General features: G+C 67.4%; 22 protein-coding genes. 2 read left to right on the top strand and 20 right to left on the bottom strand.

The annotated features are described in order from the left end of the window. Positions 1 to 28: 28 nt before the first annotated feature. The 12 genes from VDQ18_RS01560 to VDQ18_RS01615 form a co-directional block, all read right to left on the bottom strand. On the bottom strand, positions 29 to 466 hold the full coding sequence (locus VDQ18_RS01560; RefSeq protein WP_083548835.1) for a hypothetical protein: 438 nt from the start codon (positions 464 to 466) through the stop codon (positions 29 to 31). Continuing rightward, the gene (locus VDQ18_RS01565) at positions 466 to 1,407 is read right to left on the bottom strand and encodes a phage tail tube protein (RefSeq protein WP_323019263.1); all 942 of its coding nucleotides are present in this window, start codon (positions 1,405 to 1,407) and stop codon (positions 466 to 468) included. Before VDQ18_RS01565 ends, VDQ18_RS01560 begins: the two co-directional genes overlap by 1 nt. Before the next feature lie 25 nt (positions 1,408 to 1,432). Beyond that, positions 1,433 to 1,852 carry an acyl-CoA transferase gene (locus VDQ18_RS01570; RefSeq protein WP_323019264.1) on the bottom strand — a complete coding sequence of 140 codons (420 nt, stop codon included), beginning with the start codon at positions 1,850 to 1,852 and terminating at the stop codon, positions 1,433 to 1,435. Positions 1,853 to 1,868: 16 nt separating this feature from the next. Then, complete coding sequence (locus VDQ18_RS01575) at positions 1,869 to 2,819, bottom strand: hypothetical protein (protein WP_323019265.1); 951 nt, start codon at positions 2,817 to 2,819, stop codon at positions 1,869 to 1,871. 87 nt (positions 2,820 to 2,906) lie between these two features. Continuing rightward, positions 2,907 to 3,539: a DUF6441 family protein gene (locus VDQ18_RS01580; protein WP_323019266.1), complete on the bottom strand. Its 633-nt coding sequence runs from the start codon at positions 3,537 to 3,539 to the stop codon at positions 2,907 to 2,909. Continuing rightward, positions 3,536 to 3,847, bottom strand: a complete 312-nt coding sequence (locus VDQ18_RS01585) for a head-tail joining protein (protein WP_323019267.1) — start codon at positions 3,845 to 3,847, stop codon at positions 3,536 to 3,538. The genes VDQ18_RS01580 and VDQ18_RS01585 overlap by 4 nt, the downstream gene beginning before the upstream one ends. Continuing rightward, positions 3,847 to 4,182, bottom strand: a complete 336-nt coding sequence (locus VDQ18_RS01590; RefSeq protein WP_323019268.1) for a DUF2190 family protein — start codon at positions 4,180 to 4,182, stop codon at positions 3,847 to 3,849. The genes VDQ18_RS01585 and VDQ18_RS01590 overlap by 1 nt, the downstream gene beginning before the upstream one ends. Before the next feature lie 74 nt (positions 4,183 to 4,256). After that, positions 4,257 to 6,311, bottom strand: a complete 2,055-nt coding sequence (locus VDQ18_RS01595; protein WP_323019269.1) for a prohead protease/major capsid protein fusion protein — start codon at positions 6,309 to 6,311, stop codon at positions 4,257 to 4,259. A gap of 3 nt (positions 6,312 to 6,314) precedes the next feature. Then, positions 6,315 to 7,835 (bottom strand): phage portal protein, encoded by a 1,521-nt coding sequence (locus VDQ18_RS01600; protein ID WP_323019270.1) that lies wholly within the window; start codon positions 7,833 to 7,835, stop codon positions 6,315 to 6,317. Then, entirely contained in the window at positions 7,835 to 8,041 is a 207-nt protein-coding gene (locus VDQ18_RS01605) for a phage head-tail joining protein (protein WP_036751162.1), read from the bottom strand. The genes VDQ18_RS01600 and VDQ18_RS01605 overlap by 1 nt, the downstream gene beginning before the upstream one ends. A gap of 86 nt (positions 8,042 to 8,127) precedes the next feature. After that, positions 8,128 to 10,131: a phage terminase large subunit family protein gene (locus tag VDQ18_RS01610; protein ID WP_323019271.1), complete on the bottom strand. Its 2,004-nt coding sequence runs from the start codon at positions 10,129 to 10,131 to the stop codon at positions 8,128 to 8,130. Beyond that, positions 10,079 to 10,675, bottom strand: coding sequence for a hypothetical protein (locus VDQ18_RS01615; RefSeq protein ID WP_323019272.1), 597 nt, complete (start codon positions 10,673 to 10,675; stop codon positions 10,079 to 10,081). Before VDQ18_RS01615 ends, VDQ18_RS01610 begins: the two co-directional genes overlap by 53 nt. 113 nt (positions 10,676 to 10,788) lie before the next feature. On the opposite strand from VDQ18_RS01615, the gene VDQ18_RS01620 reads away from it, so the two are divergent. Together VDQ18_RS01620 and VDQ18_RS01625 are read left to right on the top strand one after the other, a co-directional pair. Continuing rightward, positions 10,789 to 11,097 (top strand): hypothetical protein, encoded by a 309-nt coding sequence (locus VDQ18_RS01620; RefSeq protein ID WP_323019273.1) that lies wholly within the window; start codon positions 10,789 to 10,791, stop codon positions 11,095 to 11,097. A gap of 95 nt (positions 11,098 to 11,192) precedes the next feature. Continuing rightward, entirely contained in the window at positions 11,193 to 11,765 is a 573-nt protein-coding gene (locus VDQ18_RS01625) for a DUF3489 domain-containing protein (protein WP_323019274.1), read from the top strand. A gap of 54 nt (positions 11,766 to 11,819) precedes the next feature. Here the strand turns inward: VDQ18_RS01625 and VDQ18_RS01630 are convergent, their stop codons facing one another. The 8 genes from VDQ18_RS01630 to VDQ18_RS01665 form a co-directional block, all read right to left on the bottom strand. Next, complete coding sequence (locus tag VDQ18_RS01630) at positions 11,820 to 12,044, bottom strand: hypothetical protein (RefSeq protein ID WP_323019275.1); 225 nt, start codon at positions 12,042 to 12,044, stop codon at positions 11,820 to 11,822. Between the two features lie 1,085 nt (positions 12,045 to 13,129). After that, positions 13,130 to 14,506: a site-specific DNA-methyltransferase gene (locus tag VDQ18_RS01635; protein ID WP_323019358.1), complete on the bottom strand. Its 1,377-nt coding sequence runs from the start codon at positions 14,504 to 14,506 to the stop codon at positions 13,130 to 13,132. Positions 14,507 to 14,923: 417 nt separating this feature from the next. After that, on the bottom strand, positions 14,924 to 15,304 hold the full coding sequence (locus VDQ18_RS01640) for a DUF6362 family protein (RefSeq protein WP_018303644.1): 381 nt from the start codon (positions 15,302 to 15,304) through the stop codon (positions 14,924 to 14,926). Continuing rightward, entirely contained in the window at positions 15,297 to 15,497 is a 201-nt protein-coding gene (locus tag VDQ18_RS01645) for a hypothetical protein (RefSeq protein WP_323019276.1), read from the bottom strand. The genes VDQ18_RS01640 and VDQ18_RS01645 overlap by 8 nt, the downstream gene beginning before the upstream one ends. Next, a complete protein-coding gene (locus VDQ18_RS01650) occupies positions 15,494 to 16,033 on the bottom strand; it encodes a hypothetical protein (protein WP_323019277.1) in 540 nt (179 codons plus the stop codon). Before VDQ18_RS01650 ends, VDQ18_RS01645 begins: the two co-directional genes overlap by 4 nt. Before the next feature lie 340 nt (positions 16,034 to 16,373). Then, the gene (locus VDQ18_RS01655) at positions 16,374 to 18,695 is read right to left on the bottom strand and encodes an AAA family ATPase (protein ID WP_323019278.1); all 2,322 of its coding nucleotides are present in this window, start codon (positions 18,693 to 18,695) and stop codon (positions 16,374 to 16,376) included. Beyond that, positions 18,692 to 19,459, bottom strand: coding sequence for a hypothetical protein (locus VDQ18_RS01660; RefSeq protein WP_323019279.1), 768 nt, complete (start codon positions 19,457 to 19,459; stop codon positions 18,692 to 18,694). Before VDQ18_RS01660 ends, VDQ18_RS01655 begins: the two co-directional genes overlap by 4 nt. After that, positions 19,459 to 19,869: a DUF6511 domain-containing protein gene (locus VDQ18_RS01665; protein WP_323019280.1), complete on the bottom strand. Its 411-nt coding sequence runs from the start codon at positions 19,867 to 19,869 to the stop codon at positions 19,459 to 19,461. The genes VDQ18_RS01660 and VDQ18_RS01665 overlap by 1 nt, the downstream gene beginning before the upstream one ends. Positions 19,870 to 19,871 lie beyond the last annotated feature (2 nt).

Consider the following 19,871-nt stretch of genomic DNA (forward strand, 5'->3'; position numbering starts at 1 on the left):
TGCCAGCCCTCATGGGTAAGCGGCCGGTTCAGGCGCGTCGGGCAGTCTTCGCACGCTTGCGCGCAGGCTTCGCAGTAGCGCTCGCCCCCGCCGAAGGACCACTCGGCGAGAGCGCGGAGGCGTTTTTTTCCTGTTCCAGCAGCAGGCCTTTGGACACGTAGGTCAATTGGAAGGCCTCGAAGATCGGCCAGACGTCGAGCAGCGCGTCGATGGCCTCGGGGGTGGGATCGATCGGGTTGCCGTCGGCATCGCCGATGCCCTCCCAGCCGAGCACAGCCCGTCGCGCCAGCGCCTTGGCGAAGGCGACGGCGCGCTCCTCGTCGGACGCCTCCTCGGGCACCGCCTCGACGGCGGGGTCGCTGCGCGTCGCGACCATCAGGGCGGTCGTCAGCGGGCGCAGTTGCACCCGGACGCCGGGGGCGAGGTCATGCCAGCGCGGCGCGTTGGTCAGGTCGAGCGTCAGCATCAATACGTCTCCACGTCATTCACGAGGGTGGCGGTGCACATCCGGCCGACGACGCTGTCGCGCGCGGCCTGCCAGTCGAATGTCGCCTGGACGCCCTGCGGCCCGGAAATCTCGATCCGTGGACGCGGCAGGTAGACGGCGTGCACGGTGAAGGAGAAGCTTTCGCCTGAAGGCAGGACGTAGGCGAATTCCATCTCGCAGGCCTCGCCGTTGATCGCCTGCGTCACCAGCGTCTGGTCGGCAAAACGCACTTCGATCCGGCCAGTGAGCGCCGCAATGCTTGTGTCCGCGCCGTCGATACGGCCGTCCGAGCGGATGGTCTCGATCCGGTCGAGATTGTTCGCGTAGGTGATCTCGGTCGAGACCACGTTGCCGAGCGCTGTCCCGTTCCGCGTGATCGACCCGTTGAAATGCCCGAATCGCTTCAGCTCCAGCGCGGCCGGCGTTCCAACGCTGGTGGTCGTACCCACCGTCTCGCCCTGCGCCACCAGACGGGCCGTCGCGGTCAGCAGGCCGGAGCGCTGCATCTGCCAGGTGATCTGGTCGAGCACGCAGCCGGAATACATCGCGTAGCGCGGCACCTCCGGCATGCCGGTCTCGATCGACATCGAGGGCAGCGTCCAGGACCCGGACTGGAACTCGTGGGTGTAGGGCGCTTCCGCGCCCGTGGTCGTGGGCGCGCCGAAGGCCGCCTTCAGCCAGAAGCCGAAGGCCTCGGCGTCGAGCGGCACGACGACATCGCCGTCAGCCGTCACCGCGTCCTTGATCGGCGCCAGCGGATCGCGGCCATAACCGAGAAGTTCAGAGTTGAGGAGCGGCTGCTCCGCACCGAGCGTTGTGCTGGCAAACGGCATTTTCGTGAAGCCGCCTGCGGGCGACGTGCCGTAGGTCGTCTCGAACGCAAGCGCCATCTGCGCCCGCGCCCCTTGGGCTCGTGCCATGTCTCAACTCCTGTTGTCGGTTGGATCAGCCGAGCAGGTCGGCCGTGGTGTAGTGCAGGACCACCGGGATCACGGCGGCCTTCAGGCTGGCCGCGCCCTCGACCGGCAGATCGACCGGGCGCGGCGCTTCCGCCTCGACCCAGTCGCAGAGCCCGCCCAGCGTGCGGTCGGCGGCGAGCGCCGTGCCGATGCTCGCGGTCAGCGTGTCGAAGGCAGCGTCACGGTCGGCGCCCTGCACGACCGCCTCGATCTCGGCGCGATGCTGATAGTGGTAAGCGAGCGGCGAGAGCGTGACCTCCGGCTCCCCCGGCTCGCCGTCGCGCAGGATCAGCAGGCCCTCGGCCGGGACGCGTTCGGGCAGCACCTCACCGCGCAGGGCGGCCGCTGGCAGCGCGGAGAGCCGCGTGTGCAGCGCAGCGAGGATGGTTTCGCGGGGGGTGGGCATCTGTACCTGAAAGAATTCAGCTGGGGTTTTGCTCAAATTTTCTGGCTAGCTTGGCCCAATGGCCCTTGCCGTACACAAGCTCGAGGAGCGACATATTCAGGGCAGTCAGGTACTGATCAATGAAACACTCGATAGCCATCAGGTGAAAGAGCTCAACCTTCAACTCGGCGCCTGCCGAGAAATTGAAACCCATGTTTCCCTTTATTTTGCACGATTCCTCAAGTTCTTGAGTAACAGTTGGCGCGCTGTGTGTAATGTGGTTACGAAGGACAGAAAACATTTTGATTGTGTCCATCCAATCAGAAACATTCGTGTACTTGTATGTGGATGGCTCTTTCAGGCCGCATCCGGTCCAATACGAGAGGGCAACTCGCGGAAGTCCATCGTATAGTTTCTTTCTGCGCCAATCCTCAAAGCGTTTGGACCAGGCGGACGCCCACGCATCTGGATTTTCACCCTGTTTGGCGTAAAGGCGGCGGAGATCTTTGAACTCAGAACCTTTGATCAAGTCACCCGGTTGATGACGCCTGAAGATTTCATGGGCATCGAAGACTAGATCTTCGATTACGCCATACATGTCTGCGAAGCCATAGGCAGCGATTAGTTCTTGAGACTCCCCATACCTTTCGGATGCTTCGGCCCCGGTCCAAACCGCGAGCGGCACCTTTACCGCATTGCCGTCCAGCGAGCGAATGGTTTCAGTCTTGAGGCGTCGATCTGCAGGCAGACTAGCGTAATGTCTTGCCGAAACGTGCATTGCGTTTATCGTTATCGCCCACCGGAGGTAAACGCTTCGAGAAATGTCACGCCAGACGCCGATTGTTTTCGTGGTTTCTTCGATCCACTTCTCCTCGGCCTTTTCAGTTTGATGAATCCAATTTTGAATTCCCTCGCCCTGATGATCGCGCCATTCAATCTTCTTTTGCGGCGCGAATGATGTACGCTTCCGAATGCTATCCACTGCCATGTCGAGTACTTTCTTTAGACGCCCAGAGGATGACCAGAAGTGCTGCCGAAACTCAACCTCCGTCCTGAATGCAGAGGTACGCATTTCTCATCGGAGCTGTCCGTCCAACCAGTTTGCCACGATTAGCCCTGGCAGGGCTTCGTGCGCACGCTCGGCATCCCTTCCCAAGTTTAACCGCTTCGGCAGCTTGACCTGTGGGACCAGCAGGAAGATCGGCGCGGTGACCTTTCCGCGCCCGGTCTTCGAGCGCGACACCACCGCCTGACCCCTCGTGTTCAGCCGGCCCTCCGCCACCAGCAAGCTTGGACCTGTCCGGCGATAGACGAACCGCAGGCGGAGGCCACGGCGGCGCTCCCATTCGCCGGGCGTGATCCGGCCGCCGCGCAGCGACTTGCCTGCGGCAGGCAGCGGGATCGCGAGCCAGAACCCATCCTTGGAACGGATCAGCGGGCCCGAGTCATGCGCGCCGATGATGACCGGCGCCTGGGACCAGACGAGCGCGGCGGCGTCCAGGCTCTCGCCTGCCTTCGGAAACGTCTGGCTGCGGATCGTGTTGGCGAGGCGTGTGCCGAGCCCTGCGCCGGTGACCTGCAAGCGCCACGCGGCCTTCAGCCCGGTCCCGGCCTCGCGCATGGCGGCCGTCACGGCGCGCTCCCCCGCTGCCACCTCGGCCTGCACCATCGCGACGATGTCGGGATCGATGTCGAGCTTCAGTTTCACGCGGGCCTCAGATCGACGGTCCAGACCAGCCGCTCGTGGTCGCGGACGGGTTCGCCCTGGATCAGGAAAGCGTCCCCGTCGATCTCGATGCGATCGCCTGGGCGCGGGGATGGAACCTCGGCCACGCGGAGGTCGATCCGGGTGGTCTCGGACCAGAGCCGGGCATCGCCGAAATCCGTGACCGCATCCGCACGCCGGGCGACGATGCGCACCAGAACGGGCGCGCCGCCCTCGGGCGTGTAGACCGCGTCCCTGCCGATATTCGGATCGGCGAAGAGCGCACCCACGGCGGCGGCGAAAGCGCTCATCAGAACGAGCCGTTCAACCGCACCCGACCGATTGTGTCTCCGGCCCCGCCCGCGACCGCCTCGGTGGCGACACCGATCAGCGTATTCGAGGTGGCCACGTTGGTGGTGCGTTTATTGGTGTCATCCCAGTAGATCCTGGCACCTGCGGTCCAGGCCTGCGAGCCGACCTTGGTGATGTCGAAGACGCCGACGAGCGCGGTCTCGACGCTCTCGCCGAGGGCGGCGGTGCCACTGGCGATGCCGAAGATCGAGCCGACGAGCAGGCCATCGCCGGAGGCGACGGCATAGGGCGCGGTCAGGGTGATGGTGTTGCCGGGCTGGACGTAGGTTTTCATGATGGGGATCCTCGTGGAAAGACGAAGGGCGGCCCGTCAGGACCGCCCGTGTGTCAGGGTTCAGGAAGCGCGCCTTACGCGCCCGGGTTCTTGTAGAGGCCGCGCCAGTCGATGGCCTTGGCTCCGAAGTCGAGGCGGCACTTGATCTCGACCCCGTCGACGTCGAAGCCGTTGCGCGTCTCGATATAGGCGCCCTGCTGGCCCTCGAGATAGGCGTACTCGATGGTGTCGATCTGGTTCGGGCTGGCCGCCAGATACCAGGCGGTCTCGCTGGCGGCGTCGAGCCGGGGCTCGCTGATCGGCGCCAGCGTCCTGATCGACTGCGGCACCACGCTGGACGTCGCGGCGGGCACGAGGTTCTGGGCCACCAGCTGTTCGGCTTTCAGTTCCAGTGAGGCCGGCACGATCAGGAAGGCAGGCCGGACGTTCAGCACCGTCTTCTTGTCGAGGCCGGTCTGCTTGGCCATCGCCGCGCGCGCCGCTCCGACGCTGCTGACATCGAGCGCCGCGCCGGTGCCTGCCAGGTTCTTGTGGGTGGTGTGGAAGAGCGCATTGCCGTCGGCCATCGCCGGGTTGGCGGTGATGATGCCCCAGACCACGTCCGACTCCAGCTGGGCGATGGAGTTGCCGTACATCGCCGGGATGCGGGTGAAGGCGTCGAGATCGTCGTTGATCAGCGTCTGACGGGTGATGGCGACCACCCGGCCATAGGTCTTGACCTTGTAGCTCTCCTTGCTCTCGCCCAGCGTGCCGCGCTTGAACTCGCCGCTTTCGCCGACCTCGAGCAGCTGCGGGGCTTCGCCGAGCTGGACGCGATGCATCGCCTTGAAGTCGGTCGCCAGCACCTGGCGACAGAACAGCATGAAGGTGCGGGGATAGGCCTCGTAGGCCTGCCGCAGCGTCTTGTTGGTGACGGCCGACAGGATCTCGGGGAAGTCCGAGGTCGAGTGCAGCGCGCGCGTCGCCACCTCGTCACGCGACAGGCCGCGCGTGTTGACCCCGGCATTGCCGAGGCTTTCGCGGGCGAGCTCCAGCAGCGTCATGCCGCGATACTGGCGCGCGGCGTCCTCGAGCTGGAACAGCGTTGGGCTGTAGCGGTGCAGCAGTGCGTTCGCCACCGCGTCACGGCGGGTGATGCACTCGTCTCGGCCGCCGAGCGGGACGGAGACATGGGGGAAGTTCCGGGTCTCGTCGGATTTCGCGGCGACCTGGTCGAGGATCAGTCGGCGGGACTCGTCGATGCTGACGCCGCGCTTGACCAGATCCTCGGCGAAGCCGCGCTCGAGGTTCAGCCGCCCGGCCAGATCGTAAATGGTGGAGACGCGGTCGCGCTCGGCCTCGCGGGCGCGGGTGGCGACCACTTCGGTATCGGGCGCGGGAGTTACCTGCGTCTTCTGGCTGCGCGTCTCGCTGGCCGCGACCTTCGGGTCGGGCGCAGCCGGTTTCGGCTCGGTCATGGGGGTGTCCTCGGTTTCGACCGGCGCGGTCGGCTGGGTGTTGGCGGGGGTTGCGGCGTCGCTCGCCGGGGTCTGGGTCGTGTCCGTCATCGGGATCGGTCCTTTCGTGGTGGAAGGGGCGTCCCGGCGGTGGAGGACGCAGTCGTGAAGGGGGTGCTGGGCGCGGAAGCCCGCTGCTGGGTCGGCTCCGACCGCGACGGCGGAGACCTCGAAGGGCGTCCAGTCCACCGCGCGCCAGAGCTCGCGGGCGCCATCAGGCTTCGAGATATCAAACCGGTGGACCTGGTAGCCGATGGAGACGGCGCGGATGTGCCCCGCCTGGATGTCGCGCCAGATCGGCTCGACATCGGCACGCTCGCTGATCCGGACCAAGGCGATGCCGCGGCCGTTCTCGATCCGCGCCGAACCCGGCACGACCGAGCCGATGACGGCGTCGAGCGTGTCGATCTCATGGACCTTCAGGAACGGCGCGCCCGCGTTCAGCCGGTCGAGCCGGACATGGGCGGGATCGAGGCTCAGCTCCTCGTCATAGGGCTCGCCGAAGAAGCTGGCGCGACGGACGCGGGCGCCCGCCGACCAGATCACCTCGACGGTGCGCGCGTCATTGTCGACGCTGTTCGGCGCAAGTTCCGCCGACCGGCGCAGGGCCGGTAGTTCGATCATCGTGTCCATGGGTCAATCCTGTTGGTCGGCCTGCGCCGGGGTGGTTTCCGGATCGGCGGGGGCTGTCGGGTCGCCCGCCTGGGCGCTGCCGGTCTTGGTGACGCGGCGCGGGTCGCTGTCGAGCACGAGGCCGAGTTCGTCGAGCTTCGCGTTGGTCGCGGCGATCTCGGCCAGCACGGCGTCGGGGTTGCGGCCCTGCCGGGCGATGGCCTGCGCCAGCGTCATGGTGCCCGAGCGGATGGCCAGAAGGTCCGCCATTGCATCCTTCTGCGGATCGACCGCTTCGAACTTCGGCGGCTGCCATTCGACCGGCACGGTCGGCGACGGGATCTGACCCGCGGCCCACGCCGCTTCGGTGAACCAGCGCCAGACCGGGGCGCAGAACATCGGGATGAACAGTTGCCACTGCACCGCGTCGATCTGGCGGCGGAATTCGACCAGCCCCGCCCGGATCGAGGAATAGTTGACCTGGGAGAGGTCCCCGGTGAGCAACTCGTAGGGCACCCGGAACCCGGCCGAGATCGTGTGCAGGCTGGCCCGCTTGTATTCGCCATAGCCGCCGGTGGCAGCGGGCTGGTTGAACCGGATGTCCTTGCCGCCCCGCGCATAGGCGATCAGCCCCGGCTCGAACTGCTCGACCCGGTTGCCATCGGCATCGACCACCGCGGGCGCGATGCCCTGCTGCGCCTCGTCGTCGCCGAACACGATGGCGGTGACACAGGCCTCGGTCTTCTTGCGCACCAGTTCTGCCACTTCGTAGTCGTCGAGATCGCGCAAGCTGCGGATCACCGGCGCGCCCCAGGGAACGCCGCGCGCCTGCGTGCGCTGCTTCTCGTAGACATGGGCGATCTCGGTCGCCGGGACCGGGCGGCTTTGCAGGCCGTTCTGCAAAGCCCCATAGGCATCGCCGGGGTGCTCGGCATGGAGCCAGTAAGCTCGGCGCTTGCCGACCGGATCGAACTCGATCCCCTGGACGAGGCGGCCCGCGCCGATGGCGCCGGATTTCGAGGCGTCGAGGAAGTCGGCCTCCAGCACCTGCAATTGCAGCGGCACGGGCAGGCCGTCCGAGGATCGCCGCAGCCTGCGGCGCACCAGGACCTCGCCCGCCTCGACCATCTCACGGCAGATCAGGGTCTGGAGCCCATAGAAGTCGAGTTGGCCGTCGGCGTCGCAGTCCGCCGTCCAGCGTTCGAAGAGCGTGTCGACCTTGCGGTCCAACGCCTCGTTACCACTCGCGGCGCGCGGCATGATCCCCGCGCCGATGATGTTGTTGACCAGCACCGCGACGGCCTTGGCCGCGTGCGGGTTGTTGCGCACGAGATCGCGCATCCGGTCGCGCAAAAGCGCCCCGGCGACGCCGATCTCGGTATCGGCCGAGGATCCGGGCACCCGCCAGCCGTCCGTCCGCCGCCCGCGCGCGGCGCCGTCATAGCCCCGCGTCAGGGTCTCGAATGCCTGACGCGCCATGACGCGGCGGGCCGCCATGCGCGGCGCCACCGACGCGATGGCGTGATCGAACCAGTTTGCAGGCATCAGCGATCCCCGCGGCTGAAGCCGGCGAGCCCGGCCACCGGCAACGGCCGGGTCGTGCCCGCGATGGCGCGTTCGATGGTGCGGATGCGGGCGAGCAGATCCTCGGCCGAGCCGTAATCCACCGACTTGCCGTCATAGCTGACCCGGGTCGTGCCGCTGGCATAGGCGCGGCGCAGCGCCGAGAGCTCGGTTTCCGTCCAGTCCATGCCCTTCGCTCCCGCTCAGTGCGTTCGTTCCCTCGCGACGCTCCACTGGAGCCTCGCATCCGCTTCGCGGACCGGTCCTCACCATGTCAGAACCATCCTCCGCGCCGCCCGAGCCAGTCGGAGCGGCGCTTGCCCTGCGGGGCCTGTCCCTGTCGGTTGATCTGCCCGGCGGGATCGCTGTCGGTCGGCGCCGCCCCGAGCTGATCCTCGAGGTCGCGCCATTTCTCGTCCGGCCAGCGATCCGCACCCGCAATCCAGGCGGCAGCGCGGGCATAGACCCGGCAATCCAGCGCCTCGTTCCGCTCGCGCAGCTTCTGCCATTCCAGCCGGGCGAAGCCGCGCTTCGTGCGCACCGTCACCAGCTGCTCGGCGACGAACTGCTTCAGCCATTCGTTCTCGACCCAGTGCGGCAGATGCACCGAGCCGGGCGGGAACGCCGCACCATCGGCCATCTCCTCCTCGGTCGGCCGCGCCAGCCGCAGGAAGCGGTAGGTCTCGGCCTTGAAGGTCGAGACCGCCACGGTCCAGAGCCGCGCGCCACGCCGCAGCCGCTTACCGCCTTCGGTCGCGTCGACGAAGGTCGGCCCCGACACCGGGCTCGAGCGGTTGAACCCCTCGACGCCCTTCACGGGCGACACCTGCGCAGCGCCTTGCGCCCGCGACCAGGAATAGACCGCCGGAGCCTCGTAGCCCGTGTCGATGGCGAGTCGCGCGATCCTGAGATGCGCGCCGCGTTCATGGGGCCAGGACCGGTCGAGCAGCTTCGTCAGTTCCGACCAGGCATCGTGCCGGTCGGGCCCACCCTCGATCACGACGTGATCGACGAGCCAGCTTTCCAGACCACGACCCCAGGCCCAGACATCGACCTCGATGCGGTCCTTCTGCACGTCGGCCCCGGCGGTCAGGAACAACCCGCCCGCAGGCACCGTGCCGGATGTCCAGCGCTCGCGCCGGTCGTAGAGCCGCTGCCAGTCGGGCGCTTCCCCGGTCTCGACCCAGGTCTCGCCGAGGATCGTGTTGCGGAACGCCTTGATCGCCTCGTCCGACCCTTGGGCCGCGTCCCAGGCCCGCACGATCCGCTCCCAGCTCAGCCAGCCGATCGGCGAGTAGAGCGCCGAGAGGTGATACCCGACTGTGGTCGGATCGGCGGCCGTGGCGGTCGCCCGCCATTCGCCACCCTCCAGCATCGCCGTCTTGTGGTGTTCCGCGATTGCCGCGTCGCAGCCCTCGCAGTGATACTCGGCCGTCTCCGGGCGGCCCTTTTGCCAGCGCAGCCGGTCGAACTTCAGCCATTGTGCGTGGCCGCATTGTGGGCACGGCACGAAGAACCGACGCTGGTCGCTGGCCTCGTACTCGCGCTCGATGCGCGACAGCCCCCGGATCGTGGGCGTCGAGACCAGCAGCACCTTGCGCCGGTGGGCGAAGGTCAGGGAGCGCGCCTCGGCGAGCGTGACCGGATCGCCTTCCTCGTCGGCCGAGGCGGGATAGGCGTCGACCTCGTCGAGGAAGATGTAGCGCGCCGGGGTGGACCGAAGCCCGACCGCCGAGTTCGCGCCCGTCATGATCAGGATGCCGCCCGCGAATTCCTTGGACAGCATGGTGTTGCCCGCATCGCGGGATCGCGCCGGTTTGACCCGCTCCCGCAGTTCCGGGCTTTCGTCGATCAGCGGGTCGATCCGCTGGCGCGAGTTGCGCTTGGCCAGCTCGACCGTGGGCTGGACGGCCAGCATCGGGCCCGGCGCCTGGTGGATGGCGAACCCGATCCAGTTGTTGCCCGCCTCGGTCGCGCCGACCTGTGCGGCCTTCATGAACACGATCCGCTGCGTGGGATCGCCGGGGCTCAGGCGGTCCATGATCTCGCGCATGTAGGGCGTGCGCACCGTGCGATACCGCCCGGGCTCGGCCGAGGCGCGGCCCGACAGCATCCGGTGCCGGTCCGCCCATTCCGAGACGGTCAGGTCCGGGTCAGGCCGCAGCCCGTTGCCCCAGGCGCGCAGGATCTCGCCCGCGCCGTCAAAGTCCGTCAGGCCATCATCGTCACCGGAAGTCGGGCCGGACCTCGGCGAGTTCGTCGAGGTGGGCGCGTACATGTTTCTCCAGGACCTTCTGCATCGCGGCGGGCTCCACGGTGATCTGCTGGCCCGTCGCGTCGCGGCACGAGGCCGAGAGCTCGGCCGCCATCAGCGCCGCCGCGCGCGCGGGCCAGTTCACCCACGCGTCCCGTTCCTCCCGCGCCAGCCGGAACACCAGCGCCAGCGCGCGCGCCCGCTCGATCAACTCCCCCTTCAGCTTCTGGAGCCGGATGCGCCGCTCCTGCGCCTTCAGCACCTCGTTCGCCGTCTTGGCCTGCAGGAAGGTCGTGCCGCCGCCGACCGCCGGGACCGCCAGCCCCTGTTCGCGCAAGGTGTCGCCGACAGCGGCCACGGCCGCCTCGGGGACATGCTTCAGCTTCGGCGCGGGCGTCTTCCTCGTCTTCGACGGGTCCGTCGTCTCGGCGCGCCGCGCGTCGCTGGCGGCCGCGTTGATGCTGCCGTCGGGATAGAGAACCAGCCGGTCGGCCGTCTTCGCCTTCTGGATCGCGCCCCGCGACAGACCGACATGGGCGGCGTACTGGCGCTCGCTCATGCCCTGCATTGACGGCTCCGATTATCATTCAGAGTCATGCGCTTATCGAGTTGATAAGCGCGGCGGAGAGAGGGAACGTGTCTCCAGAAAGACGATGCAACTCGACCCAAGGAGCCACCACGATGACCAGCCGCCTGAACCCGATCACCACCCCGCGCCACGAACTCCGCGCCGAGAAGGCGCGCCGAAACAAGGGTGAGACCGGTTCCGCCACCGGTTCGAGGAACCGGGCGAACGCACTCGCCGCCTTTATCGGCAAGAAGGCCGAGATCGACGAGATGCTCGCCCGTCTGCAGGCGCTCAGCGACGACCATTTCAACTGCGCCCCCGACGAGGCGGGCTGGGCGATGGTCGGCACCCTCGAACACTACGCCAGCCTCCTGAAGCGCATCACCGACAGCGCCTTCGGCGAGGGCGAACACGCCCGCTGATCTCCTGCAACGCAGGAACTCCCGCCGCGCGCCCTGCGCGGCTCGGGGTCGTAGAACGCGCCGCATGACGCGGGCCTCGAACAAGGAGACGCCAGATGACCAAGATTTCCGATACCCAAGCCATCATCCTCAGCGCCGCTGCACAGCGCGATGACCGCATCGCGCTGCCGCTGCCTGAGAGCCTGCGGGGTGGCGCCGCCGCCAAGGTGGTCGGCGCGATGCTCGCCAAGGGCCTCCTGCAGGAGGTCGACGCGGACACGCGCAAGGGCGAGCCCATGTGGCGTGAGACCGGCGATGGCCACGGCGTGACGCTGGTCGCCACCGACGCAGGCCTCGCCGCCATCGGCATAGAGCTCGAGGACGCGAACACCGCGCCTGCGGGCGCGACGGACGCGCCGACCGAGGAGGCAGCGCCGGACACCCCCAGTGGACTCGAGGCGGCGCCAAAGGCGCGCACACCGCGCACAGGGACCAAGCAGGCGAAGCTGATCGAGATGCTCCGCGATGAGGGCGGCGCGACCATCGACGAGATCGTCGAAGCCACAGGCTGGCAGCCACATACGGTCCGGGGCGCTTTCTCTGGCGCGCTCAAGAAGACGCTCGGGCTCGAAGTCACCTCTGAGAAGGTCGAGGGCCGCGGTCGGGTATACAGCCTGCCGAGCGACTGACACCCCATGCCAAGTCGGTAACACTACCGCCGTCCCCCATGGGGCGGCGGTATCTCATCGTGCTCCGCGCACCCGGATCGCCTCGAACAGCCGCCGCAGGGCGAAGGACCTCGCAATGCTCACCACCGTGAACACCGCGCCCATTTTCAGGTTCTGCGCCAGCGTCGTATGTATCCCGAAGACCGGGAAGACCAGGATCTGCGTAACGACCGCGACGCCGTAGCCCACCGCCACGTTGGCGACTGACTCCACCAGCGACATGGCCCGGCTCTGCTTCATCGCACCCCCTCATACATCGGTCAGCAGTTGCGCTGCGAGAGTTCGGAGCGCAAGCGCCGAGACCGGCGGGACCACTCCGTTGCCACAGAGCCGAAGCCGGTCCACCCGGTGGCCCAGCCCATCAGCGCCTTGACGAATGCAGCTTAAAGGGTGCGGGGCGCGTCACAGAGGATCCAGTCAGTCGTCGGCGTAACATGCGACTGGCGACCAAGAAGCCCATTCTCTGGCAGAGTGATGGCTTCAAGTTCTTCAGATTCTGATCACGGATACTTGAACCCGGTGCTGTGGCACCCCACGTTCTCGCTACCGATAGGTGGAGGCTTACCCCATGAAGAAAACCATTTTTGGCGCTATTGCGGCTCTTGCGTTTGGTAGCCAAGCTGCTCTTGCAGGTGTCTGTGATTACAAACCGAGTAATTTGATCGGAAACGGAGGCACCGCAGCTGTCGCAGCTGGAAGTGGGGCCGTGGCAGGAGCAGGTGGTGCCGGCACAGCAGCCGGTCTCTACACCCTGACACACGCAACTTCTGGCGCGGTGATGCTTGGATCGACTGCCGGAGGGGCTTCTGCCGCTGGCACAGTCGGGATTATGGGTGGCACCGCGGGTGCCGGCGCAGCCGTGATGGGCGTCGTACTCAACCCATTCGTGTGGATTCCTGCCGCCGTCACCGCGGTTGGCATAGGTGCGCTTGAAGGCGGTTGCTACCTAGCCGGCGAGTGACGCTGAAGAACTTGCGGCTGAGTGATGCTCGGCCGCGCGTAGTAGTTCGACCGCGACGGAGAACGGCTGGCGCGGATATACCGCAGTGAAGATGTCCAACGCGCCACGCCACGGTTTGCCGTTGAAGCTGGCAACGTCGTCCCAGACAGGCGCTGGATCCAGGTCCGCGTATTTCATCCACGCCAAGAGAATGACCGCGGCGTAGGCGTCCCGTTCGACGTGACTCACTGTGAGATATCCCGTCTACGCGAGGTGCAGCCCGAGGTCGAGCCCGCCCGCGCCGGAGCAGAGGGAGAGGCCGAAGAGGCATGCGTCTCCGGCTCCGGAAGTGTCTCCGGAGGAAGGTAAAGCCAGGTCATGCATGTCACGCGGCGGTCTTGCGCTTTCGCGCGGGTTCGGGGGCTGCGTCCATTGCCGGGGCATCGGCCGGGGCGTCGATGTCGTTGCCGAGCCGCTCGGTTCTCACCTGCGCGAAGGTCCGGCCGTCGCCTTCGAGGATCGCGTCGCGGCCGGTTTCGGCCTGCCACCGCTCCACGGCGACATCGACATAGGCTGGGCTGATCTCCATCGCGAAGACGCGCCGGCCGTTGGCTTCGCCCGCCATGATCTGCGAGCCCGACCCCGAGAACGGCTCGTAGCAAAGCCCGCCCCGCGCCACATGCTGGCGCATCGGGATACCAAAGGCGTCGAGCGGTTTCGGCGTCGGGTGATCGGGGCGTTCGTCCTTGGCGAAGGACGGCATCTCCCAGGTCGAGGGCAGCGTTTGCTCGGCAACCTTCGGCGGACGGTTGGGGCGGCGCCAGCCCATGAAGCAGGGCTCGTGCTTCCACAGGTAATGCGACCGGGTCAGGACGCCGCGGTCCTTCACCCAGATGATCTGCTGATGGACGAAGGCGCCCGCCTTCTCCCAGCATGCCTCGAGCATCGCTTGGCGGCGGGAGGCATGCCAGCAGTACCAAGCCGCATCCTCGGTTATCGCCTCGGCGACCGCCGCGGCGATGAAGCCGTCGTAGAGCTCCGCGCCCTGCGAACTGTCGTCCCATGTCGTGCCGTAGGACGCGGACCAATCCTTGTTCCGCGTCGGATGGTTCGAGCCGTCGTAGTCGACGAGATACGGCGGATCGGTCGCGAACAGCACCGCCCGCTCGCCGTTCATCACGCGGCGCACATCGTCGTCGCTTGTGCTGTCGCCGCAGAGCAGCCGGTGGTCGCCGAGGATCCACAGGTCGCCCGTCCGCGAGGCCGGGTTACGCGGCGGTTCGGGGATGGTCACCGGAGGCACGGAGCCCCCGGCGCCACCTTCTTCCCCGTCGTCTTCCGCGACGTAGGCTAGCAGCTTGTCGAGTTCGCCATCGGAAATCCCAACCAACGACAGGTCGAAGTCCTCGGCCAGAAGGTCGTTCAGTTCGGCCGACAGCAGCGCCTCGTCCCAGGTCCCAAGTTCGGTCAGCTTGTTGTCCGCGATGCGATACGCCCGCCGCTGCGCCTCGGTCAGGTGGCCCAGCACGATCACCGGGGCCTCAGTCAGCCCGAGCTGCGTCGCGGCCAGAACGCGACCATGCCCGGCGATCAGCTCTCCATCCTCGGCCACGAGGCAGGGCACGGTCCAGCCGAACTCGGCCATGCTGGCGGCGATCTTCGCGGCCTGGTCCGCGCCATGGGCCTTCGCGTTCTTCGCGTAGGGCTGCAGGCGCGCAAGCGGCCATGTCTCGATCGCGTCCGGGGCGAAGCTCAGCGTCATGTTGGGCAAGGTTCCTTGGGGCGGGTGGATGCCGGTGGCTTCCGGACTCCGGATGCCAGGCTGGACTCCACATGGGGTCCAGCGGCCACCAGCGGTGTCCGGTCCGAAGGCCAGCATTCATTGGTTTTTGCGCGGGCCGCGCGTGGCTCCGGCTTCCGGGTGGCTTCCCAAAAAACCGGCCCTGTCGCTGGCGATATTCCGCGCTTCGCCCGCCAGCATACGAATGTCGCCAGGAAGGAACCGGAAACTGCCGTGGGCTGGACCCCGGCCGGACCCTCGCTGGATACCGGGGTCCAGGTGGCCCCCGTCAACGCAAAGGGGAGAGCGAGCTTTCCAGCGCACTCTCCCCATCTTGCCTTCGGAATAGCATGGATCTGTTGCAGATGTCGAAGGAAAAAGTGTTGCAACACATTGGAGTCACTGCGCATTCAGGCGCGCAGCGATCTTGGTCAGCGCCAGCTGCCAGCGCCGCCAAGCCGTCGTGCGGTCGCAGCCGAGCTCGCCGCTGATCTGCTTCCATGGCACGCGGGCGGCACGAGACCAGACCAGCTTGCGCTCCGCCTCCTCGATCCAGAGCACCCAGTCGAAGGTCTGCTCGAGCCGGGTGATCGCGGCGGCCGAGGGCCAGACCCGCATCGGCTGCGGCTCCATTGCCGCGATCTCGCGGCTGGTGCGCACGATGTCGGGCCAGGTGTTGAAGTAGCCCTGCGCCTTGACCGGCGGCAGCTTGCGCAGGGTGCGGAACGCCTCCTCGAAATGATCGGCGACGCAGTCGGCGGTCCATTCGCGATCAGCCATGGCGTGCCTCCCTGTCGGAAAGGCGCGGGCCGTAGAGCTTCTCGCCCAGCTGGCGGACCAGTTCACGCTCGGGCCAGGTGAGGCGGTCGTCATCGGCGGAGACCGCGAGGACGCCTTGTTCGTGCCAGCCCTCGCGCTTGACCTGCTCGGGATCCCGGCGCCGGCCGCCGTAGCCATGGGGGTGCCATCTCATGCGACACCTCCCTTCGTCTCGATCGCCCAGAGCAGGATCGCGATGGCGTCGGCCTCGTTGTCATCGGAGGGGCTGAAGCCTCGGGCGCGGACGGCGGCGACCATGGTGGCCTTGTCGGCATTGCCCTTGCCCGAGGCGTGGCGCTTGATCGTGCCGACCGGAACGCCCTGGTAGGGGATGCCGCGCAGCTCGGCCCATGCAGTCAGCGTGGCCATCAGCCCGCCATAGATGTGGCTCGCGTCGGTGCCCGCGTGGCGGCGGACTTCCTCGAACCAGATGGCCGCGACGGGCCCCGACAGCCGGTCGATCTCGGTCAGCCAGTTGGTGAAGCGCAGGTAGCGCATGCCGCCGCCATCGAAGCGGCCGGGGCGCAGCGAGACGGTGCCGCTGGTGATCAGACCGTCATGGCCGCGGATCGCCCAGCCGGTCGAGGTGCCGAGGTCGAGCGCGAGGATGCAGCGGTTGCGGGGCGTGTCGAGCGGCAGCGATTCAAACCTTGCGCCGTCGCAATTCGGGATCAGAGTCGGCTGAGCCATGATGGGTCTCCTTTGCCGGTGGCCTGTGGTGGTGGAAGACGACGGCGGTCTGGTGCTTGGCGGTACGGGGCCGCCGTCGTCGGATCGGGAAGCGCAAGGGAGCGTCACGGCGGCGCGCGCGGCTGGCCCGGACGTATGGGAGGAGTGGCCAACCCCGTGGGGTGGCCCTCCCATACGTAGTATGGGGGTTTGACACCTAACTGTTCCGGGGAGGTCAAGTCGCTGAAATCATTACGGAATAAGACTTCATGAAGTCTTCGGGCATGAGTTCGGGACCTGACTCTTATTTGCCCGTAACCCGTTGATTTCGTTAAGTGCACAGTTTGCGCTGTCATATGAGTCAGGCCTCACTCATATGAGTTAGGTCGTCCTCGAGCCCCTCCGGGTAGACCCAGACGGCGGGGTTTTCGACCTGCAGGCAGAGCCCGGATTGGGGGCATTTGAAGTGGCTGGGCAGGACCGGACGGGCGGTCGTGGTGACCTCGCCGGTGGCCGGATCGATCTCCTCGACGGGCGCGCCGAACTGCATGCCCTCGACGCAGAGGTAGCCGAACCGCGACCGGGTGACGGGGAAGCCGAACCCCGAGGGGTCGCGCAGGAACTTCACGAAGCCCTTGGTGGCCAGCACGCTGAGGCGCTCGCGGATGGTGTGCTTGCTGCCCAGCCCGCCCCGGTTCTCGAAGGTCTCGGCGAACTGCATGGCGGTGTAGAGGCGCTCGCCCGCCGCCTCATCCAGCAGCATGCCGAGGATGACATCGTGCTTGCGCAGCCGTTCGGCATCGAGTTTGGCCCCGACCTCCTTGCGCACAAGGCGCTCGTTCAGCGGGTTCAGCTCGACCCATTCGCCTTTCACCTTGTCGATGAGCTTGCCCGGCAGCGCGGGGCCGTTGCGCAGCTCGATCTCCAGCCTGCGGACGGTGCTGTCCTCGTCGGGCCGGTGCATGAGCAGCCCCGAGGTGTAGAAGCCGCGCAGCGCGCTGGCGCCCGAGAGCGCGAGGAAGGGATCGTCCTTGACCTGGTGCTTGCTGGCCTTGCGGGTGTGGTGGGCGAGGATGACGCCCGCGTCCGGATTGACCGCTTCGCGGAGAAGCTCCACCCGGTCCTTCAGGAAGAACATCATGGCGGTGTTGTCATTCTCGCCACCGCCCTCGGGACCGCCGTCGAAGAGATTGCGGATCGGGTCGATGACGATGATGTCGGGTGGCGCGTCGGGAAATGCGGCCCGGATCGCCTCGGCCACGCGGGCGACGCCCTCCGCGTCGAGCAGCAACTTCAGCTTCGGCGTGGCGATGAAGGTGTCGCGCGCGGCGGCGATCACGGCGGCGGGCAGCGCGATCTGCTGCATGCGCTCGCGCAGGTAGTGATACTGGATCTCGGCCTGCAGATAGAACACGCGCAGCGGCCGGGGCGGCGTGAAGCCGAGGAACGGCACGCCCGCCGCCATGTGCACGAGCCAGGAGATCAGGAAGTCGCTCTTGCCGACCTTTGGCGCGCCGCCCAGCACCAGGAGACCGCCCGGGGTCAACACGCGGGGGCCGATGATGTCCTCGGGCATGGGGCTCGTGTCGTCGAGCAGCGCGCCGAGGCTGAAGGTCGGCAGCGGCCTGATCGGGACACCCGCGTGGGCTGCGCGCAGGAGCGGCGGACCGTTGCGCTTCACATGCAGCGCCCAGAGCCGTTCGGACTCGGCCATCAGCCGATCGAGCGGCCAGGACGGGCGCAGCATGGCGGCGTTGTAACCGCAGATCGCCTCCCAGCCCGCGAAGGGGTCGAGGCGGCCCTCGTGGACGAGGCGTACGTAATGGCCGATGGCGGCGCTGGCCCCCTGGAAACGGGACCAGTCATCGACCGCGCCCTCGCGCACCGGCGTGGTGAGCACAGCGTCGATGCCGGGCTTCTCGGTCGGCGCGGTGGCGTCGCTGGCGAAGCCCACGCCGGGCAGCGGCGGCATCTCGGCGACCTTCTCGGCGAAATCCGCAAGGTCGACCTCGACGGCGCGATGCTCGCGGATCTGCACGAGGCGCTGATGGCCGTGCTTGTGATAGACCGTGCCCGGCACCCGGATCGGCTGGTGCGCTGAGCGGAAATGCGTGTCGCCGCCGACCTTGACCGCGATCTCGCCCCGCAGGCGGCAGAGTGTGACCAGATCCTCGCCCTCGGCGGGTTCGGTCAGTTGCCACCAGACATGGAGCTTCGCGGCGCCCTCGGGCGTGCGCCCGCCGCTTTCGATGATCAGCGTCGGCGCGCCGAGGTGGCGGGTGACATGGTCCAGCTTGGCCGGGATATCGCCCGCGTCGAGATCGACCACGACGGCCTGCATCTGCAGCACATCGGCGGCGCGTGCCTCGCCCTGTTCCTCGACCGTGCCGGGGATGACATAGACCGCCGCGCCCTCGCGGTTCGCCCATGCGGCGAAGGTCGCGAGCTTGCCGGGTGCGGTGGCGTCGGCCGGGATCCAGATGTTGTGCGGCTTGCCGTCCCGGCCCTGACCCTTGTCGACGAAGCCGCGGAGCGGGATCAGCCCTTCGCACCAGCTGAACACGGTGTCGAGAAAGACGGCGATCTGCTCGGGGTCGGGATCGCAGCCGAAGGGGTTCTCGGACGGCGGCCCGTCGTTGAAGTCCATCCACGGGTTGAAGTGTAGGATGCCGTCGTCGCTCATGAGGGAAGCCCCCAGCAGCGCTCGGACCACGGGCAGAAGCGGCATTCGAAGAAGTCGGACGTGGTGGCGACGCGCGGCAGAAGCTCGCCCGCATCGGTCGCCTGCAGGATCCGCACGCCCCGGTCGGACATGCGCTGCGCGAGATCGGCGTCGAAAGGCACCAGTTCATGGTGCATCTCGGCCGTGTCCTTGTTGATAGCAGTGAAGAGCGCGGGCGCGGCCGAGATTCCGGGCACGCTGGTTTCCATGTAGGCCTGATAGACCGCGATCTGCGCGGCATAGACCGGCTTCGACTTCGTCACGCCGTCCTTGACGCAGGCGCGCCAGTTCTTCGCGTTCATCGTCTTGCATTCCCAGAGAGCGGGAACGGCCAGCTCGAAGCCTTCGGGCCCCGCTGCGATGATGCCGTCGACATGACCGCGGATGCGCCCGCTGGCGACCGAGAAGCCGAACTGGCCGCCGTCGGGCCGGTTGCCCTTCCGGGTGTAGAGATCGAACCCCGCGCCGCGCAGCCAGGCGACCGCCAGATCCTCGAGCGCATGGCCGATGGCGAAGATGCGAAGCGACTGGCCGCTGAAGTCCTGGCCCTCGTCCTTCGGCGTCGCCGTGAACTCGAACTGCAAGGCGCGCTCGCAGGCATGGCCGAGACGCGAGCCGCCCAGATAGTCGCGGGGCGGCCGCGTGGCCTGATCGGCGATGAGCGCCCGATCGACGGCGGCGTTGACATGCTCCGCGAAACTGGGGCGGTGATTGTAGTCCAGCATCAGAACGGCACCTCCGGCGTCTGCGCCCGGGCGATGTCGGACATGGCCTCGCGGAAGCCCTCGACGGCTTCCTCGATCAGCGCGCGCACCTGCGCCTCGGTCAGGTCGGCGAGCGGTGTGGCCCAGCCAATCTCGTCCATCAGCAGCGCCACGCGCTTCATGGTGGCGGTGATCGCGGCGCGCTCTTCCTCGGTCAGGTCAACCATGGCGAAACGCTCCCGCGCCAAGCGCGTCCAGAAGGACTGGCAGGGCATCGAGCAGAACCAGACCGAGGGCCGGGGCCGCTTCGACCGGTGCGGATCGAACCAGCCAAAACCACGGGTGGGTTGCCGGCAGACAGCACAGAGCGTTCCACGCGGATGCCAGAGCCGCCGCCGGTCCTCGGCCGTGATGGGGGTGGATGTGGACATGG

This window comes from Pararhodobacter sp. (genome assembly GCF_034676075.1).
Taxonomy (GTDB): domain Bacteria; phylum Pseudomonadota; class Alphaproteobacteria; order Rhodobacterales; family Rhodobacteraceae; genus Pararhodobacter.

Bases quoted from the DNA above. Each gene is read 5' to 3' on its own strand.
- VDQ18_RS01615 (WP_323019272.1), bottom strand. From the start codon at position 10,675: ATGCAGGGCATGAGCGAGCGCCAGTACGCCGCCCATGTCGGTCTGTCG.
- VDQ18_RS01570 (WP_323019264.1), bottom strand. From the start codon at position 1,852: ATGCCCACCCCCCGCGAAACCATCCTCGCTGCGCTGCACACGCGGCTC.
- VDQ18_RS01635 (WP_323019358.1), bottom strand. From the start codon at position 14,506: ATGACGCTGAGCTTCGCCCCGGACGCGATCGAGACATGGCCGCTTGCG.
- VDQ18_RS01665 (WP_323019280.1), bottom strand. From the start codon at position 19,869: ATGTCCACATCCACCCCCATCACGGCCGAGGACCGGCGGCGGCTCTGG.
- VDQ18_RS01625 (WP_323019274.1), top strand. From the start codon at position 11,193: ATGACCAAGATTTCCGATACCCAAGCCATCATCCTCAGCGCCGCTGCA.
- VDQ18_RS01650 (WP_323019277.1), bottom strand. From the start codon at position 16,033: ATGGCTCAGCCGACTCTGATCCCGAATTGCGACGGCGCAAGGTTTGAA.
- VDQ18_RS01620 (WP_323019273.1), top strand. From the start codon at position 10,789: ATGACCAGCCGCCTGAACCCGATCACCACCCCGCGCCACGAACTCCGC.
- VDQ18_RS01630 (WP_323019275.1), bottom strand. From the start codon at position 12,044: ATGAAGCAGAGCCGGGCCATGTCGCTGGTGGAGTCAGTCGCCAACGTG.
- VDQ18_RS01590 (WP_323019268.1), bottom strand. From the start codon at position 4,182: ATGAAAACCTACGTCCAGCCCGGCAACACCATCACCCTGACCGCGCCC.
- VDQ18_RS01560 (WP_083548835.1), bottom strand. From the start codon at position 466: ATGCTGACGCTCGACCTGACCAACGCGCCGCGCTGGCATGACCTCGCC.
- VDQ18_RS01660 (WP_323019279.1), bottom strand. From the start codon at position 19,459: ATGCTGGACTACAATCACCGCCCCAGTTTCGCGGAGCATGTCAACGCC.
- VDQ18_RS01565 (WP_323019263.1), bottom strand. From the start codon at position 1,407: ATGGCACGAGCCCAAGGGGCGCGGGCGCAGATGGCGCTTGCGTTCGAG.
- VDQ18_RS01600 (WP_323019270.1), bottom strand. From the start codon at position 7,835: ATGCCTGCAAACTGGTTCGATCACGCCATCGCGTCGGTGGCGCCGCGC.
- VDQ18_RS01585 (WP_323019267.1), bottom strand. From the start codon at position 3,847: ATGAGCGCTTTCGCCGCCGCCGTGGGTGCGCTCTTCGCCGATCCGAAT.
- VDQ18_RS01605 (WP_036751162.1), bottom strand. From the start codon at position 8,041: ATGGACTGGACGGAAACCGAGCTCTCGGCGCTGCGCCGCGCCTATGCC.
- VDQ18_RS01610 (WP_323019271.1), bottom strand. From the start codon at position 10,131: ATGTACGCGCCCACCTCGACGAACTCGCCGAGGTCCGGCCCGACTTCC.
- VDQ18_RS01595 (WP_323019269.1), bottom strand. From the start codon at position 6,311: ATGGACACGATGATCGAACTACCGGCCCTGCGCCGGTCGGCGGAACTT.
- VDQ18_RS01655 (WP_323019278.1), bottom strand. From the start codon at position 18,695: ATGAGCGACGACGGCATCCTACACTTCAACCCGTGGATGGACTTCAAC.
- VDQ18_RS01575 (WP_323019265.1), bottom strand. From the start codon at position 2,819: ATGGCAGTGGATAGCATTCGGAAGCGTACATCATTCGCGCCGCAAAAG.
- VDQ18_RS01640 (WP_018303644.1), bottom strand. From the start codon at position 15,304: ATGGCTGATCGCGAATGGACCGCCGACTGCGTCGCCGATCATTTCGAG.
- VDQ18_RS01645 (WP_323019276.1), bottom strand. From the start codon at position 15,497: ATGAGATGGCACCCCCATGGCTACGGCGGCCGGCGCCGGGATCCCGAG.